The 14610-nt window shown below is 67.7% G+C and carries 16 protein-coding genes; 5 read left to right on the top strand and 11 right to left on the bottom strand.

From position 1 onward, the window contains the following. The first annotated feature begins 8 nt into the window (after positions 1 to 8). The 3 genes from DYE23_RS19745 to DYE23_RS19735 all read left to right on the top strand — a co-directional run bounded on the left by DYE23_RS19745 (position 9) and on the right by DYE23_RS19735 (position 2451). Positions 9 to 1169 carry an acyl-CoA dehydrogenase family protein gene (locus tag DYE23_RS19745; protein WP_011893326.1) on the top strand — a complete coding sequence of 387 codons (1161 nt, stop codon included), beginning with the start codon at positions 9 to 11 and terminating at the stop codon, positions 1167 to 1169. Between the two features lie 146 nt (positions 1170 to 1315). Further along, positions 1316 to 1957: a TetR/AcrR family transcriptional regulator gene (locus DYE23_RS19740; protein ID WP_115327962.1), complete on the top strand. Its 642-nt coding sequence runs from the start codon at positions 1316 to 1318 to the stop codon at positions 1955 to 1957. Further along, a complete protein-coding gene (locus DYE23_RS19735) occupies positions 1954 to 2451 on the top strand; it encodes a hypothetical protein (RefSeq protein ID WP_115327961.1) in 498 nt (165 codons plus the stop codon). The genes DYE23_RS19740 and DYE23_RS19735 overlap by 4 nt, the downstream gene beginning before the upstream one ends. A gap of 3 nt (positions 2452 to 2454) precedes the next feature. Here DYE23_RS19735 and DYE23_RS19730 read toward each other — a convergent pair whose 3' ends face one another. From DYE23_RS19730 to DYE23_RS19715, 4 genes are read right to left on the bottom strand one after another with little or no spacing between them, the layout of a single operon-like run. Beyond that, a complete protein-coding gene (locus tag DYE23_RS19730; RefSeq protein WP_115327960.1) occupies positions 2455 to 3423 on the bottom strand; it encodes an NADPH:quinone oxidoreductase family protein in 969 nt (322 codons plus the stop codon). 7 nt (positions 3424 to 3430) lie between these two features. Further along, positions 3431 to 4423: a phosphotransferase family protein gene (locus DYE23_RS19725; RefSeq protein WP_115329041.1), complete on the bottom strand. Its 993-nt coding sequence runs from the start codon at positions 4421 to 4423 to the stop codon at positions 3431 to 3433. Between the two features lie 35 nt (positions 4424 to 4458). Then, the gene (locus DYE23_RS19720; RefSeq protein ID WP_011893331.1) at positions 4459 to 5757 is read right to left on the bottom strand and encodes an acyl-CoA dehydrogenase family protein; all 1299 of its coding nucleotides are present in this window, start codon (positions 5755 to 5757) and stop codon (positions 4459 to 4461) included. 23 nt (positions 5758 to 5780) lie between these two features. Beyond that, positions 5781 to 6431, bottom strand: a complete 651-nt coding sequence (locus DYE23_RS19715; protein ID WP_115327959.1) for a TetR/AcrR family transcriptional regulator — start codon at positions 6429 to 6431, stop codon at positions 5781 to 5783. Between the two features lie 106 nt (positions 6432 to 6537). Between DYE23_RS19715 and DYE23_RS19710 the strand changes: the two genes are divergently transcribed. Then, positions 6538 to 6732 (top strand): hypothetical protein, encoded by a 195-nt coding sequence (locus DYE23_RS19710; protein WP_235660461.1) that lies wholly within the window; start codon positions 6538 to 6540, stop codon positions 6730 to 6732. 12 nt (positions 6733 to 6744) lie between these two features. Here DYE23_RS19710 and DYE23_RS19705 read toward each other — a convergent pair whose 3' ends face one another. Genes DYE23_RS19705 through DYE23_RS19675 form a run of 7 tightly spaced genes read right to left on the bottom strand, consistent with a single transcriptional unit; the run spans position 6745 to position 13896 of the window. Continuing rightward, the gene (locus DYE23_RS19705; protein WP_115327957.1) at positions 6745 to 7698 is read right to left on the bottom strand and encodes a TIGR03564 family F420-dependent LLM class oxidoreductase; all 954 of its coding nucleotides are present in this window, start codon (positions 7696 to 7698) and stop codon (positions 6745 to 6747) included. A 12-nt stretch (positions 7699 to 7710) separates the two neighbouring features. Continuing rightward, the gene (locus DYE23_RS19700; RefSeq protein ID WP_115327956.1) at positions 7711 to 8448 is read right to left on the bottom strand and encodes a hypothetical protein; all 738 of its coding nucleotides are present in this window, start codon (positions 8446 to 8448) and stop codon (positions 7711 to 7713) included. Positions 8449 to 8455: 7 nt separating this feature from the next. Further along, positions 8456 to 9382: an NAD-dependent epimerase/dehydratase family protein gene (locus DYE23_RS19695; protein ID WP_115327955.1), complete on the bottom strand. Its 927-nt coding sequence runs from the start codon at positions 9380 to 9382 to the stop codon at positions 8456 to 8458. After that, positions 9379 to 10155 (bottom strand): emopamil-binding protein, encoded by a 777-nt coding sequence (locus tag DYE23_RS19690; protein ID WP_115327954.1) that lies wholly within the window; start codon positions 10153 to 10155, stop codon positions 9379 to 9381. The genes DYE23_RS19695 and DYE23_RS19690 overlap by 4 nt, the downstream gene beginning before the upstream one ends. Before the next feature lie 24 nt (positions 10156 to 10179). Next, complete coding sequence (locus tag DYE23_RS19685) at positions 10180 to 11910, bottom strand: nitric oxide reductase activation protein NorD (RefSeq protein ID WP_115327953.1); 1731 nt, start codon at positions 11908 to 11910, stop codon at positions 10180 to 10182. Beyond that, positions 11907 to 12728 (bottom strand): CbbQ/NirQ/NorQ/GpvN family protein, encoded by an 822-nt coding sequence (locus DYE23_RS19680; RefSeq protein ID WP_011893338.1) that lies wholly within the window; start codon positions 12726 to 12728, stop codon positions 11907 to 11909. Before DYE23_RS19680 ends, DYE23_RS19685 begins: the two co-directional genes overlap by 4 nt. Position 12729: 1 nt before the next feature. After that, positions 12730 to 13896 carry a spirocyclase AveC family protein gene (locus tag DYE23_RS19675; protein ID WP_115327952.1) on the bottom strand — a complete coding sequence of 389 codons (1167 nt, stop codon included), beginning with the start codon at positions 13894 to 13896 and terminating at the stop codon, positions 12730 to 12732. 106 nt (positions 13897 to 14002) lie between these two features. Between DYE23_RS19675 and DYE23_RS19670 the strand changes: the two genes are divergently transcribed. Then, a complete protein-coding gene (locus DYE23_RS19670) occupies positions 14003 to 14608 on the top strand; it encodes a TetR/AcrR family transcriptional regulator (protein WP_011893340.1) in 606 nt (201 codons plus the stop codon). Positions 14609 to 14610 lie beyond the last annotated feature (2 nt).

Below are 14610 nucleotides of genomic sequence, written 5' to 3'. Positions count from 1 at the left end.
GGGACACCGTGCGCAGAGACCTGTTCACCGAAGACCACGAGGCCTTTCGCGAGCTCGCCCGCGACTTCGTCGAAAAGGAGGTCGTCCCGCACTATCCCGACTGGGAGAAGGGCGGCCGGATGCCGAGGCCGGTATTCGAGCAGATGGGCTCCCTCGGCATCCTCGGCGTGGCGATCCCGGAGGAGTACGGCGGCGGGGGACAGCCCGACTACCGCTACAACGTCGTGCTGCAGGAGGAGGCCGCCCGTGCGCTGGTCACCCTGTCCACGGTGCGCACCCAGCTCGAGGTGATCCTGCCCTACTTCCTGCACTACGCGAACGCCGAACAGCGGGAACGGTGGTTCCCCGGCCTGGCGTCGGGCACGCTGCTGACCGCGATCGCGATGACCGAGCCTGGTACCGGCTCCGATCTCGCCGGTATGCGGACCACCGCGGTGCGCGACGGTTCAGGGCCTGACGCGGACTACATCGTCAACGGCGCCAAGACGTTCATCACCGGCGGCATGCAGGCCGATCTGGTCATCGTCGTGGCCCGCACCTCCACCGATCCGGACAATCGCCGCAAGGGCCTCACGCTGCTCGTCGTGGAGGACGGTATGGAGGGCTTCACCCGCGGTCGGGAACTGGAGAAGATGGGCTGCAAGGTGCAGGACACCGCGGAGCTGTCGTTCGTCGACGTCCGGGTGCCGGCCGCCAACGTGCTCGGCGAGGTCGACGAGGCGTTCGGCTACCTGGGCCACAATCTCGCCCAGGAACGCCTGACCGTCGCCGTCGGGTCGGTGGCCCAGGCTCGCTCGGCGATCGCTGCGGCGATCGACTACACCCGCAACCGCAAGGCGTTCGGTACGCCGGTGGCCTCGTTTCAGAACACCAAGTTCGAACTCGCCGCGTGTTCGACGGAGGTGGAGGCGGCCCAGGCGATGCTGGACCGCGCTGTCTCGCTGCATGTCGAGGGTGAGCTCTCGGGTGCCGACGCGGCGCGCACGAAACTGTTCTGCACCGAGATGCAGCAGCGGGTGGTCGATCGTTGCCTGCAGCTCTTCGGCGGATACGGCTACATGATGGAGTATCCGATCGCCCGGCTCTACACCGACGCCCGCGTGGCCCGGATCTACGCCGGCACCAGTGAGGTCATGAAAGTGATGATCGCCAAGTCGCTCGGTCTGTAGCTTTCTCGGCCTGACCGACGTCCTGACCTGGGATCAGCTACCGATGTGACTGTGGTCCAAACCCGATTTCGTTGAGACCCTTGTCACAGCGGCCAAACCTACCTACTGTGTGTTCACTAGGTTGGTTCAGCCCCCCGAGGAGACGAGTGTCAGCCCCCGATCCCGCCGGGCCCGATCTGGAAGCACCCAGACGGCCTTATGCGGCGCTGTTCGCCAAAGGCGAGGACCGCAGACAGCGGATCCTCGCGGTGGCCGAGCGGTTGCTGGCGCGTAACGGCTGGCGCACTACGTCCCTGGCCCAGATCGCCAAGGAAGCCGGTGTCACCCCGGCCGGATTGCTGCACCACTTCGAGTCCAAGGAGCAACTCCTCAACGCCGTGCTGGACGCGCGAGATTTGGACGACGACGAGCACGCCGACCGTTCCGGTGATCTGATCGCCGAACTCAGCCGAGTGCCGAAGCGCTTCGAGAGGGCCCCTGAGCTGGTCGGCACCTATATGGTGCTGCTCGCCGAGAACATCTCTCCCGACGCGCCGCTGCACGACCGGCTGCACAAGCGGTATCGCGCGGCGGCCGGCATCATCAAGGACCTCATCATCCGGGGTCAGGAAAAAGGGCTGTACCGCAACGACTTCGACGCGGCCCACAAGGCCACGGAGATTCTCGCCTTCATCAACGGAATGGAGATCCAATGGTTGCTCGATCCTTCAATCCCGCTGACCGAGGTCTACAAGGGATACGCAGAGTCGCTGGCCCGCGATCTGGCGCCGCGGACCAACCCGACATGAGGTACCGACTCGACGTCGTCTCGCCGACCGTGCTGGACGCGGTGCGGTTCGCCGGCGGCTGGATCTACGACCGGGTGATGGCCGGGTGGGATGTCACGGTGCTCGTCGGCCGGGACGAGGACGTCCGGCCGTTGCAGATCCTCGGCGCGGACACGCTGGACCTGGAGTCGGTGCTGGCGTCCTGGGAGCAGCGTCCCCATCCGCAGACCGTCGCCGTGGCGGCCGACCTCTTCGGCTGTGACGACCGGGTGCGCCGCGGCGTCATGGGCGCGCTCGACCAGGGCGCCACCGAGGTGACGCTGTGGGGGACGCCGCTGCCCGAACTGGACAGCAGCCTGGACTCTGTTCAGCACCGTCTGAGCGCCGCCGCGCGCGCATTCAAGGGCCAGGCGCTCGCGGCAGCTCATGCCGGGGCGGAAGGCGTGGCACCGATCGAGACGTTCTGCTGCGGCATGATGGCGTCGGTGGCCGCGGACCTCGTACCGGCCAGCTGACGCTCACGCAGGGACGTCGATCAGGACCTTGCCGATCGCGCGGCCCTCGCCGACGTGACGCAATGCCGTCGCGATCTCGTCGAGCGGATACACCGCTCCCACATGGGGTGTCACGCGTCGTGTGCTCAACAGTGCGCGCAGTTCCTGCTCGTTGCGGACGAACTCATCGCCGGGCACGTCCTGGAACTGGAACCCCAACACCCGAACTCCTTTGAGAAGGACGAGGTTCAGCGGAATCCGTGGGATCTCGCCGGACGCGAACCCGACGGTCACGAAGCGTCCACCTCGTCCCAGTGAGCGCAGAGCCGGCTCGCTGAGCGGGCCGCCGACCGGGTCGATCACGACATCGGCGCCGTCCGGCACCGCGGTCCGCAGCGCCGCCCGCAGGTCGTCGCTCGTGTGGTCGACCAGATGGGCCGCGCCGTATTCCGCTGCCGCCGCGAGTTTCTCGGCCGACGACGCCACGGCGGTGACGTTCGCGCCGAGCGCGACACCGAGCTGCACCGCCGCGAGGCCCACGCCCCCGCCCGCTCCGAGCACGACGAGTTCGTCGCCCTCGGACACCCGGGCCACCGACCGCAGGGTGTGGTAGGCGGTCCGGTACGCGACGCCGAACGCCGCAGCCGTGCGTGCGTCGACACCGTCGGGGAGGGGTGCCACCGCCGCGGCGTCGACGACCGTCCGCTCGGCGAACGCGCCGAACATCGCCGTGCCCGACACCCGGTCACCGATCGTGAATCCCTCGGTACCCGGCCCGATCTCGTCGACCACACCCGCAAACTCGCTTCCCGGGACGAACGGGGGCGGCACGCTGATCTGGTAGGTGCCGGCCACGAGCAGTACGTCGGGAAAGTTCACCGCCGCGGCGGCGATCCGCACCCCGACCTGTCCGGGACCCGCGACGGGCTCCGGACACTCTTCGACTCGCACCACCTCGGGAGGACCGTACTCCCGGCACATCGCCGCCCGCACGACCGTGTCAGCCCCGGTAGTCGGTGGACTCGGCGAGGTCTGCCGCCGACGCCATCAGCTCGGTCACCACCGGTCCGAAAGCGAGCAGCTTCTCGTCGTCGCCGGCACGCTGAAAACCCTGCTCCAGGACGATGGCCAGCTTCCACTTCGCCAGCACCAGGTAGTAGTCGAGGTCGTCGACCTGACGGCCCGATACCTCGGCGTAGTGGGCCACCACGTCGTCGCGCGACGGCATCCCGCGCATGTCGACGTAGCCCATCTCCGACGGGGCCGGGTTTTCGGTGTCCTCCGGCCAGGACTGCACCATCCACCCCAGGTCGAGCTTCGGGTCGCCGACGGTGCCCATCTCCCAGTCGACGATGGCGGCCATCTGCGCCGGTGCGCCGTGGCGGTACATCACGTTGGCGAACTGGTAGTCGCCGTGCATCAGCCCGGGGATGTAATCGAGCGGCTCGTGCGCCCGCAACCATGCGGTGGCGATGTCGAGGCCGGGCAGTTCCCTGTTCTTGATGCGGTCGAGAAAGCCGATCCACCGGTCGACCTGGCGTTCGTGGAACCCGTCGGGCCGACCCAGGTCGTGCAGCCCCCGGGCGCGCCAGTCCACCTTGGACAGCAGCGCAATACCCTCGGCCAGTTGGTAACTCAGGCCGGGCCGGGTGGACGGGTCACTGTTGAACGGTTCGGGCCACGTCCCGTGGGTGTCCATCGGGGACCAGCCGTCGACGTAGCCCATCAGGTAGAACGGCCGCCCCAGCACCGAAGCGTCGGCGCACACGCCGACCGCCGCGGTATGCGGAACATCGGTGCCGTCGAGGGCCTCGATGATCCGCCACTCCCGCAGGATCCCCTTGTCGCGGTCAGGTGGTGCGCCCGGCGGGGGCATGCGGAGCACGCACCGGTGCTCACCGCGCCGGATCTCGAAGATGACGTTCTGCGTCCCGCCGGACAGGAAGCGGGCGGTCAACGGTTCACCCGTGCCGGGAAGTCCGGAGTTGTCCATCCAGTCGGCGAGGCGTGCGGTGTCGAGAGCCTCGGTCACAGGTTGCCGACCTCATGCTCGATGAAGTCCGCGTACTTCGCCTGTGCGGCTTCCCGTTTCGCCGGGATCCACTCCGAAGGCCACATCCCTTCGGCCGGCCGGTGGTCGCGCAGTACCTGCTTGGCGACGGTGGTCTTGTGCACCTCGGTGGGCCCGTCGGCCAGGCCCATCACCGCGGCGCCGGTGACCATCCCGAGGAACGGCACCTCGTTGGTCACCCCGAGCGCTCCGTGCACCTGCATCGCCCGCCACGCGATGTCGTGGAGCACGGTGGGCATCACCACCTTGACCGCGGCGATGTCCTTGCGGACCTTCTTGTAGTCGTTGTACTTGTCGATCTCCCACGCGGTATAGAGCACCATCAACCGGAACTGCAGCAGCTGGGCGTAGGAGTCGGCGATGTAGCCCTGCACGAACTGCTTGTCCGAGAGTCTGCTGCCCTGGGTCTCGCGGCTCAGCGCGCGTTCGCACATCATGTCCAGGGCCTTGCGGGACAACCCGATCGTGCGCATCGCGTGGTGGATTCGCCCGCCGCCGAGACGGGTCTGCGCGATCGCGAACGCCTGCCCCTCACCGCCGAGCAGTGCCTCGGACGGGACCCGGACGTTGTCGTAGTGGATCAGGGCGTGCGAGCCCTCGCCCTCGCGTTCGCCGTACAGGCCGACATTGCGTTCGATCGTGACACCTGGGGTGTCGGTCGGCACGAGGAACATCGACATGCCCTGATAGGCGCTGACGTCGGGATTGGTGACCACCATGACGATCAGGAACGACGCGGTGGCCGCGTTGGAGGAGAAGAACTTCCAGCCGTTGATCACCCAGTCGTCGCCGTCGCGCACCGCACTGGTGGTGAACATGGTCGGATCGGCGCCGGCGTGCGGCTCGGTCATCGAATAACAGGAGAACAGTTCACCGTCGAGCAACGGGCGCAGATATCGCTGCTTCTGTTCCTCGGTTCCGTAGTGCGCGATGATCTCGGCGTTGCCGGTGTCGGGGGCCTGGCAGCCGAAGATGATGGGCGCCCACTGGGAGCGGCCGAGAATCTCGTTGAGCAGAGCCAGTTTCAGCTGACCGTAGCCCTGACCGCCGAGATCGGCGCCGAGGTGGGTGGCCCACAGGCCGCGCCGGCGTACCTCTTCCTTGAGCGGATCGATCGCCTCGCGCCGCTTACCGTCGAGCGGCACGAACTGCTGGTGGGGGAAGGCAAGATCGAGCGGCTCGACCTCCTCGCGCACGAACTCGTCGGCCCAGTCGAGCACCTTCTGGTACTCGGGGTCGGTCTCGAAACTCCACATGGCGGCCTCCTTGCCGGGGGTGATCAGGGTGTGTGCCGGTATCCGTTGACGAGGGTGCAGATGTCGCCGGTCACGACCTCGGCGAACGAGCGGTCGCCGAAAGCGCCTGCCGCCCAGTGCCTGGCGCCTTCGCTGACCATCGTCTGGGCCAGATACGCGAGATGGACGGGGTCGACGGAAGCCGGGAGTTTGCCGTCGTCGCGGGCCCGAGTGAACAGCTCGGTGAACATGTCGGCGTCGGGGTCGGGGTGACCGCCCCCGGCCATGAGGCGGTGTTCGTGCCGGTAGCCCTCGAGGATCGTCTCGATGACGAGGTCCTTGGGGTTGCGCGCCATGGACTGTTCGAATGCCATGAGCGCACCGGCGATGACGGATTCGATCTCGTACGGTTTCTTGAGTAGCGCATGGATCCGGCGGTGTGCCGCTTTCGTCGACAGCACCCCCACCTCGAAGAGCACATCCTCTTTGCGTGGAAAGTAGAAGTAGAACAACGCCTTTGACACCCCGGCGGCGGTGCAGATGTCGGCGACGGTCGTGGCGGCGTACCCCTTGGTGCGCCACAGGGCCATCGCGGCCTGGATCAGCGTCCGCTGGGTCTCCCGGGAACCGGCCCGTTGAAAAGACGCCCGGCGCTGACCACGGTCAGCAGCTACGTGGGTCTTCGCATCGGGCATGTGTCGGAACATAGCAGGCTGTCGAGAAGGCGACAATAGTTGACCGGAGTCTAACTAGGATCTGTGGACATCCTGGTGCAGGTGGCGCACGGGTACCGTTGCGGAGGTGCCCTCACGATCCGTGCTCACCGCAGCGGCGGCGGCGTTCGCCGCGCTCGCTCTCACTGCCGGCGTGCTGCAGCTGCTCGCATTCGGTGCGGGAGGGTCGCCCCGGCACGTGATCCTGGGCGTGTTCGCCTGTGCCGTCGGACTCTCGGTGGCCGGCGCCGTCATCGCCTCGGTCCGCGGTCATCGACGCTGACGGCGGCCCGTGCTACAGCCCGGCCGCGACGGATGCCAGGAATTCCGCAGTGCGCCGGCGTGATTGGTGTCGTCGCGCGGGGGTGTCGCCGAGCGGGATGACGCGCGCGGCCAGATCGGTGACTCCCGCATCGCGGTAGGCCCGCAGCCTGGTGAGCACCGCGCTCTCGTCGCCGGCAGCCATCGTGTCCCCGACGTCGTCGGCGTCACCGTGCTCAAGCAGCGCGACGTAATTGGGGGACAGGTGCGCATGCCCGAGGATCTCGCTCGCGTGCGCGCGGGCGTCATTGACGTCAGCCGGCTCGCACAGCGCCACCGGCACGCCGGCGACGACGCGCGGTGCCGGTCGGCCTGCGCCCAGTGCAGCAGCGCCGATGCGCGGGACGACGTGTTCGCCGATCGCACGCTCGTCGGCCATCCACAGCACGGTGCCGTCGGCGCGCTCGCCGGCGATCCGCAGCATGGTCGGACCGAGAGCGGCGAGCAGCAGCGCGGGTGCGGTGTCGGCGACGTCGACCGGGCTGTGCACGTGGAACGTGTCGTTGTCCACATCGACCTGACCGGGTCCGGCGAACGCCGCGGCCAGCACGTCGAGGTGATCACGGAGTGTGTGCACGGGCCTCTGGTAGGGAAGTCCCAACTGGCCGTTGATGATCCAGTCGTGGGACAGTCCGAGGCCGAGGGCGAAACGGCCGCCGCACGCCGCGTTCGTCGTCAGCGCCTGTTGGGCCAGGATCAGCGGGTGACGCGTCTGCACCGGGACGACGGCGGTGCCGATCTCGATGGAGCTCGTCGACGCACCCAGCAACGCGACCGCCGTCATCGCGTCGAGGTAGCCGGGTACCTGCGGGAACCAGAACGAGCTGAATCCCGCCGTTTCGGCGGCGATGCCGTCCTCGATCAGCCCTGCGAGTCGGTCGGGCCTGGCACGTTCCCTGTCGGATCCGACCATCAGGCCGATGCGCATGGCTCTCCTTCGTTACGGCACACGGCGGTCCCACTGGTGCGGTGTAACCGGATAGAACGGCGCTGCCAGCAGCGGTTCACCGTCGGTCCAGCGGTCGCGCAGAACGGCGTCCATCCGGCGCGCCGTCACGACCGGATCGTCGTCGAGGAAACAGTAGGTGAGGTGCTGTCCCTGCGGTGTGTCGGCGAATGCTCCGTGCGTCACCGACGTCGACGTCGTCCATACGCCGGCCACCCCGTCGACCTCCAGAAGGTCGTCGTTTCGGTGGGTTTCGCGTTCGAGAAGCAGAACCACCCCGAGTACGGGCCACCAGGGCAGTACGTCGGCGCCCACTTTGATCCGGGGTGACGCCGACTTGTCACCGACGGTGTACACGCCTCGTTGGACCGGGGGGAGCAGCCGCATCTTGCGGCCGGCATCGCCGAGCGCGAGCGACAACTCGTTGAAGGTCTTCAGGCCGGCGGGATCGGAGAAGAAATAGGTCATGACGTGGTCGACGGCGTCGAACCGTTCGGCCCCGCGCCATCGAGCGGCCCGGCATTCGGGGGTCGACACCAGACGCAGCGATGCCCGTACGGTGCTGAGGCGATGCTGTTCGGGCCGGTGGTCGAGCGTGTGCCATCGCAGGTAGTCGGCGTCGCGTCCGTCGGGATGGCGGGTGGCCATCGACACGAACACGGTGCTGATGTCTCCGCGGCCGGCCGCCAGCACACCGTCGACGTCATCGGACGGGGTTCCCGGTAATTCCATCGTGTCCTCAGCTCGTCGTGCAGGTGTCGGACAGCGTGAGCTCCGGGTGGCGCGCCGCGGTCATCCGCCGAAAACCCTCGCGCCACGGCACTTTCGTCCGGCCCAGTACCTCGTGCATGCGGGTCACGTCGGGCCACAGCGGGGTGTGCGCATCGGCGGTGTACTCGAAGACGGGCTCGATACCGACGAGTTCGCCCAGATACGCGCAGTACTCCTCGACACTGACCGTCTCGCTGCCCGCCCAGTTCACCACCAGTGGCGGAGTGCGGGCGACCTCCATGGCGCGGATACCGAGCTCGACGTAGTCGTCCTCATAGATCGGGTTGTAGTTGTTCGGACGGTCGGGGTGCAGGCGAATCGGTCTGCGCGCCAGGATCGCATCGAGGCCGTCTGCCGCAGCGCCGCCTTCCGGACCGTAGGTCGAGCAGATCCGGATGATGGTCAGGGGGATGTCGAAGTGGCGGGAGGCCCAGGTGCACACCGCTTCGGCGGCCACCTTGGAGAAGCTGTAGTTGGCCCGCAGCGGAACCCCGGGCGGGTCGTCTTCGGTGAGCGGGCGTCCCCGCTGGTATCCGTAGATGGAGCCGGTCGAACAGAGCACGAACCCTGTGGCGCTGCGGCAGTGATGAAGCAACTCGCCGGAGCGCTGGGCGTTGGTTTCCACCGCCCGGCTCCACTCGCCCTGGCCCGGGTCGACCGCGGCGTGGAACACATAGGTGAAATCGTCTGGCAATGGCGAGAAGTCGCCGGTGCCGAGATCCAGGGCCACGGGCGTCACGCCCGCCGCGGTCAGCCTGTCCCGGTCGGCCGGGTCGCGAAGCCGGGCGGCACCCCACACGTCGTTGTGCGGCGCCAGGGCTCGCGCGATCGGAAAGGCGATCTTGCCGGTGGCACCGGTGATCAGGATCTTCTCGCCGCGCACCGCAGCGCTCAACGTGTCGCGCCCACCGGGCCGGCGCGTCGGGTCAGGTAGTCGATCTGGAGGTGGATCGAGTAGAGCACCAGCGGTGGCAACACGATGAACGGGATGTTCTCGCCGATGAACTTGAAGCCCAGTCCCCACCAGCCCTGCCCGATGTTGCTGAAACCGGCGCCGACTTCGGCCAGGAAGTACACGGCGGTGCTGCTCATCAGGACGGCGCACCCGGCGAAGGTAACCCACAGGCACCGGATGCGTGCCTCGTCCGGCAGGCCCGTGCGAACGAGGCGAGTCCACATCACGAACACGGTGACGCCGGTCAGGACGCCGACGACCTCGAGGGCGAAGATCCAGGGGTTGCCGCTGACGTACCGGGTGTCGGCCAGCGCGTACTGCCACCACAGCCATTTCCACCCCGGGTCGGTCGTCGGCGCCCAGAAACCGAGAGGATGGCCGATGAGGAACATCAGCTCGTAACCGATCTGGCTGCCCGCGGTGTAGGGCAGGTAGAACAGGGTCAGTTCGGCCGCCTTGTCGAGTCGGGTCCGCTTCTCGCCGGGGGCGTTCCACAGGATGACGAACGGCAGCAGTATCAGGGGGATACCGAAGATCAGGTTCACGACGACGTCGGTGGTGAAACTCGGTGGGACCACGCCGGACGCGACCCCGACGGTCACCGCCAGGAACATCGCGAAGGTGAACAACCCCGTCCAGGTGTAGATCCGCAGCCGGTGGGGCGCCCAGGGTTGAGCGAGATTCGGTGCGTGTGCCTCGGTGATTACCGCCACGGTGTTACCTCTGTCGGTTCTATATCAACTACTTGCGATCGTGGCGGAAGCATATACGGGGGCCGGTCGCGCAACGGCCAGTTCGCGTAAGGCGGCGTGGAAGAGGTCGTCCATCCGCGGGCTCAGGTCCGCGAGGGTCGTCCCGCGGGCACGGCTGGCGGATCCGAACACGCGCTCCAGTGCCTCGCTGTCGGTGTCGGTGCCCAGCGACAGGCACAGGCACCCCACGCCGTCGTCGCGCAGTTCTTCGAGGGCCTTGCGGGCGTCGGCCTCGGCGTAGCGTCCTTCATAGCCGTCGTCGTAGGGATGTCCGTCGGACAGCACCAACAGCAGCCGATTCGGCGTGCCCGCCTCGTCTTTCAGGATCTCGCCCGCGCCGCGGATGGCCGCGCCGAGCCTCGTGTAGCCGGACGGCTGGAGCGTGTGCAGGCGTGCCCGCGCGAGCGCGCCGAAGCGCTGTCCGAACGTCTTGATCGCCGGCAGGTGGACCGCGCGGCGTCCGTGCGACCAGAACGCGTAGACCGCCACCCGGTCGCCGAGTTCCTCCAGCGTCACCGCGAGGGTCGCCGCGGCCCGGCGCTGATGGTCGTGCACGGCCAGGCCGACGGGATCGGTGTCGGTGGCGGAGCCGGAAGCGTCGAGCAGGATCAGGACGCCGAGATTACGCGCGATCTTGCGGTGCTCGGTGTAGATGTGCTCCGGCGGGGAACTGCCCGAGCGGAGGTCGACCGCCATGTCGACCAGCGCCTCGATGTCGAGTTCATCGCCATCGGGCCTGCGGCGCAGTACTTTCGGACCCAGTCCGACACGGGCCAATCGGCGACGCAACACCTCGTCGCGCTCGAGGCCACCGGCCGAGACCTCGGCCCGGCCGGTGAACGGATAGTCGATCACCCGGCACCACTGCGGCCGGTATCGCCGTTTGTGGACGTCCCACTCCGGATGCAATGTCCCCCCGATGCCGACCGCCGCGGCGGGATCGGCCTCGTCGGTGAACTGGATGCGGGTGGGTACCGGGCGCGCCTCCGGACCGACAGAGCGGGCGCGGCGCGCGGCGCCCGCCCGCAGTTCCGCACCCCCGGAGCTGCTGCCCGGCGAGCCCGGCGAGGAACCCAGCAGTCTGCGCAGGAAGTCACCGACGGCCTGGGAATTGAACAGGGGGTTGTCGAAGAGCTTGAGAATCGAACTCTCCTCCGCCGGGCCGTCGTCGTCCTCGTCGTCGGGGTCCCGGTCGTCGAGCATGTCGGCGGTGACCTCGAAATGGAGGTCCTGCGCCGTCGGTGCCGTACCCCCTGCAGCGGCGACGGGTGCGATCTGCAGCGGCTTGATGACGCCGAACCACGCCGGTGGATCGCCGAGTCTGGTCCGGGTGCGCGCGAGGTCGAGCGATTCGCCCGGCGAGGAGGTCAACGGTCCGTCGGCGGGGCGAAGATCCGCGGCGAGAGGCAGTGTCGCCGCAAGGTGTGCGAGCACACGGTGGCCCTCGACCGCGAGGTAGCGCCGTGCCAGCGCTGCGCGCGCCCGCAGCGGGCGGACCACACTCGGGTCGAGGCTGCCCGCGCCGAGTAGCCCGCCCTGGATCAGGACCTCGCGACGGTGTTGCCCGAGCGTCGCATCGCGGGAGACGAAGAGCGTTCGTCCGTCGGTGAAACAGGGTTGCCCCGCAGGGGCTTCGGCGACGTCGACGGCGCGGCCCGCGAGATACCCGGCCAGGAGACGCAACTGCCCGAGGTCATGGCGATCCGGTGTCGTCACGGCGCCGGCAGCAGCGCATCGACCAGTTCGCCGAGTGCGCGGATGACATCGCCGTCGTCGGAGAGCGTCTCGACGATCGCGGCCTGCACGGCGCGGCGGAGCCCGAGGCCTTCGGCGACGAGGCCGCCGGCGAGGATCAGCATGCGGGTCGAGGACACCTCTCGCAACGGCGAGCCGTCGATGTTGCGGATGGCGTTGCCGATTCTGACCAGGACGCGCGCGGTGTCGGGGTCGATGCCGGCCTCGTGCGCGACGATCTCGGTCTCCGCGTCCGGCGGCGGGAAATCGAGCTCTATCGCGATGAACCGTTGGCGCGTCGACTCTTTGATGTTCTTGAGCACGCTCTGATAGCCGGGGTTGTATGAGATGACCAGCTGGAAACCGGGTGCGGCGGGCACCGTGACGCCGAGCCGGTCGACAGGGAGCTCTCGGCGGTGGTCGGCGAGGGGGTGGATGACGACCGTGGTGTCCTGGCGGGCCTCGACGATCTCGTCCAGATAGCAGAGGGCGCCGGTGCGCACGGCACGTGTCAGCGGACCGTCGACCCACACCGTCTCGCCGCCCTTGAGCAGGAACCGGCCCACCAGGTCGGCCGAGGTCATGTCCTCGTGGCCCGCGACGGTGATCAGATCGCGGCCGAGCTCGTGGGCGACGGCTTCGACGAACCGGGTCTTACCGCATCCGGTGGGGCCTTTCAGCAGCACCGGCAGCCCGCGTCGGGCCGCGGCCCGGAAGACCTCCACCTCGTCGCCGACCGCGCGGTAGAACGGTGCGCGCGAAGAAGATCGGACGCCGGAGGAACTGTTGGTGACCGACAACTCATTCGCTCCGTTCGTGGGGGATGACGGCGGGCATCTGCACGCCGTCGGGCAGCACGAGGTCGCCGTCGGTGTTGATGTAGCCGGAGTGCTTCGTCGGGATCGGCAGCGAGGGGTCCGGGCAGGGCCGATCGGTGCCGTCACCGCAGAGACCGGAGGTGAAGTACGAGCGCTTCTGCACGTCCTCGGGCCACGGGTCGGCGTGCGTCGCCATGAACTGCGCCGGGACGATGTAGAACGTGAAGAACGACGCGCTGATGGCGGCGAAGATCGCCAGGAATCGGACGAACTGCTGCTTGGCGAACCCGCCGCGGACGTTGTCGAGTCCGCGCTCGACGACGGTGCGTCCGCGGTCGTCGGTGAAGAACCGCAGGCAGCACAGCGCGGCCTGCACACCGCCCCACATCAGGCCCTCATAGATCGGCCACTGGTAGTAGGTGCCCGCGTTGATCGACAGGGCCTGGATCGCGCCGGGGAACGTGTACATCCCCAGCGGCATCAGGATCAGGCCTTCCATCACGAAGTCGAACACGAACCCGAACGCGAACGCGACGCCGATCAGACCCTTGGTGCCGAGGTTCGGCCACCGCTGCTGGGCCTTGCGCATCACCCAGCAGCCGAGGATCGTGCACAGCAGGACGCCGTAGGCGTAGCCGGAGACGTTGATTCCCAACGGTTCTGCGACCTGGGCGCCCGGCTTCTCGGGTGACATCCACCCCGGCACATGGGGCGCCCACGAACCCATGTTGAACGCCCACGCGTTGTAGGTGCACCAGGTGTTGATGTAGTTGAGCAGCGGGTCCTGGAAGAAGAACAGTCCGGTCGAGACCATGATCATGCCGTCCAACGTGATCCGTCGTTCACGTCGCCACGGCCGGATGATGAACCACCAGATGGCCACCGGGAAGAGCACCGGCGAGCCGATCTGCCAGAGCATCAGTGCGACCTTCATGAACGTGGGCGGATCGGTCGGCCCGGGATCCACGCGCTCGAAGTACGGGCCCGTGATCCACCGGATCCAGACATAGATCTGGAAGGCGAGGATCACTCCGCCGGCCGTCGCCCAGATCTTGATCCGCCGGGAGGGTCGTGTCGCGGGGGCTTCGAGACTGCCGACCGTGCTCAACGACTCGGTCGTCGGCGGGGTCTTCTTCGACGGTTGGCTCACGGTGCCTCCTCGATGCGCGCGCCTCGTCGGCGCGGTCGTTGGAAATATACCGACGGGTATCCAAAGAACTCAATGGGTTCTGAGAAACTTATGGCAGACTTCCGTCATGGTGGAGCGCTGGACGCGGGAACGCAGGCTCGAGCACACGCGTTCGGTGCTTCTGGATGCCGCTGAAGAGGTCTTCGCCGAAAAAGGTTTCACGCCTGCGACTCTCGATGACATCGCTCGGGCGGCCGGCTACACCAAGGGTGCGATCTACAAACATTTCGACACCAAGGAGGAGTTGTTCCTCGCCGTCAGTGACCGCTATTGGCGACGCTATTTCGACAATTTCGCCGAGGTGATGTCGTCGGCAAGCCGGGTGGGGGCCGACGAACTCGACGAGATCGCCGAGCGCTGGCGCCAACTCAGCATCGACCGGGGCGCGGAGCATGCGGCGCTGGGGCTGGAGTTCACCCTGTACCTGCTGCGCAACCCGGAAGCGCGCGAACGGGTCGAGGCCAAACGCGCCGAAGTGGTGGATCAGCTCGCCGAATTCATCGTCGAAGGAATGAGTCAGCTCGGGGCGACCCTGCTCATCGAGCCGTCGACGTTCGCCCGGGCTCTGGTCGCGACCAGCGACTCGGTGGTCCTGGGCAGTCAGCTCGACGCCGTCGACCTGTACCGGCCGATGGTAGAGATGTACGTGTCGGTGATCAAGCTGCCCGACTGACG

This window comes from Mycolicibacterium gilvum, from assembly GCF_900454025.1.
Classification (GTDB): Bacteria; Actinomycetota; Actinomycetes; order Mycobacteriales; family Mycobacteriaceae; genus Mycobacterium; species Mycobacterium gilvum.
The sequence above is the reverse complement of the archived record's forward strand: the minus strand, read 5'-3'. Positions and strand labels throughout refer to the sequence as shown.

Bases quoted from the DNA above. Each gene is read 5' to 3' on its own strand.
- DYE23_RS19705 (WP_115327957.1), bottom strand. From the start codon at position 7,698: ATGCGCATCGGCCTGATGGTCGGATCCGACAGGGAACGTGCCAGGCCC.
- DYE23_RS19670 (WP_011893340.1), top strand. From the start codon at position 14,003: ATGGTGGAGCGCTGGACGCGGGAACGCAGGCTCGAGCACACGCGTTCG.
- DYE23_RS19725 (WP_115329041.1), bottom strand. From the start codon at position 4,423: ATGGACAACTCCGGACTTCCCGGCACGGGTGAACCGTTGACCGCCCGC.
- DYE23_RS19735 (WP_115327961.1), top strand. From the start codon at position 1,954: ATGAGGTACCGACTCGACGTCGTCTCGCCGACCGTGCTGGACGCGGTG.
- DYE23_RS19715 (WP_115327959.1), bottom strand. From the start codon at position 6,431: ATGCCCGATGCGAAGACCCACGTAGCTGCTGACCGTGGTCAGCGCCGG.
- DYE23_RS19700 (WP_115327956.1), bottom strand. From the start codon at position 8,448: ATGGAATTACCGGGAACCCCGTCCGATGACGTCGACGGTGTGCTGGCG.
- DYE23_RS19720 (WP_011893331.1), bottom strand. From the start codon at position 5,757: ATGTGGAGTTTCGAGACCGACCCCGAGTACCAGAAGGTGCTCGACTGG.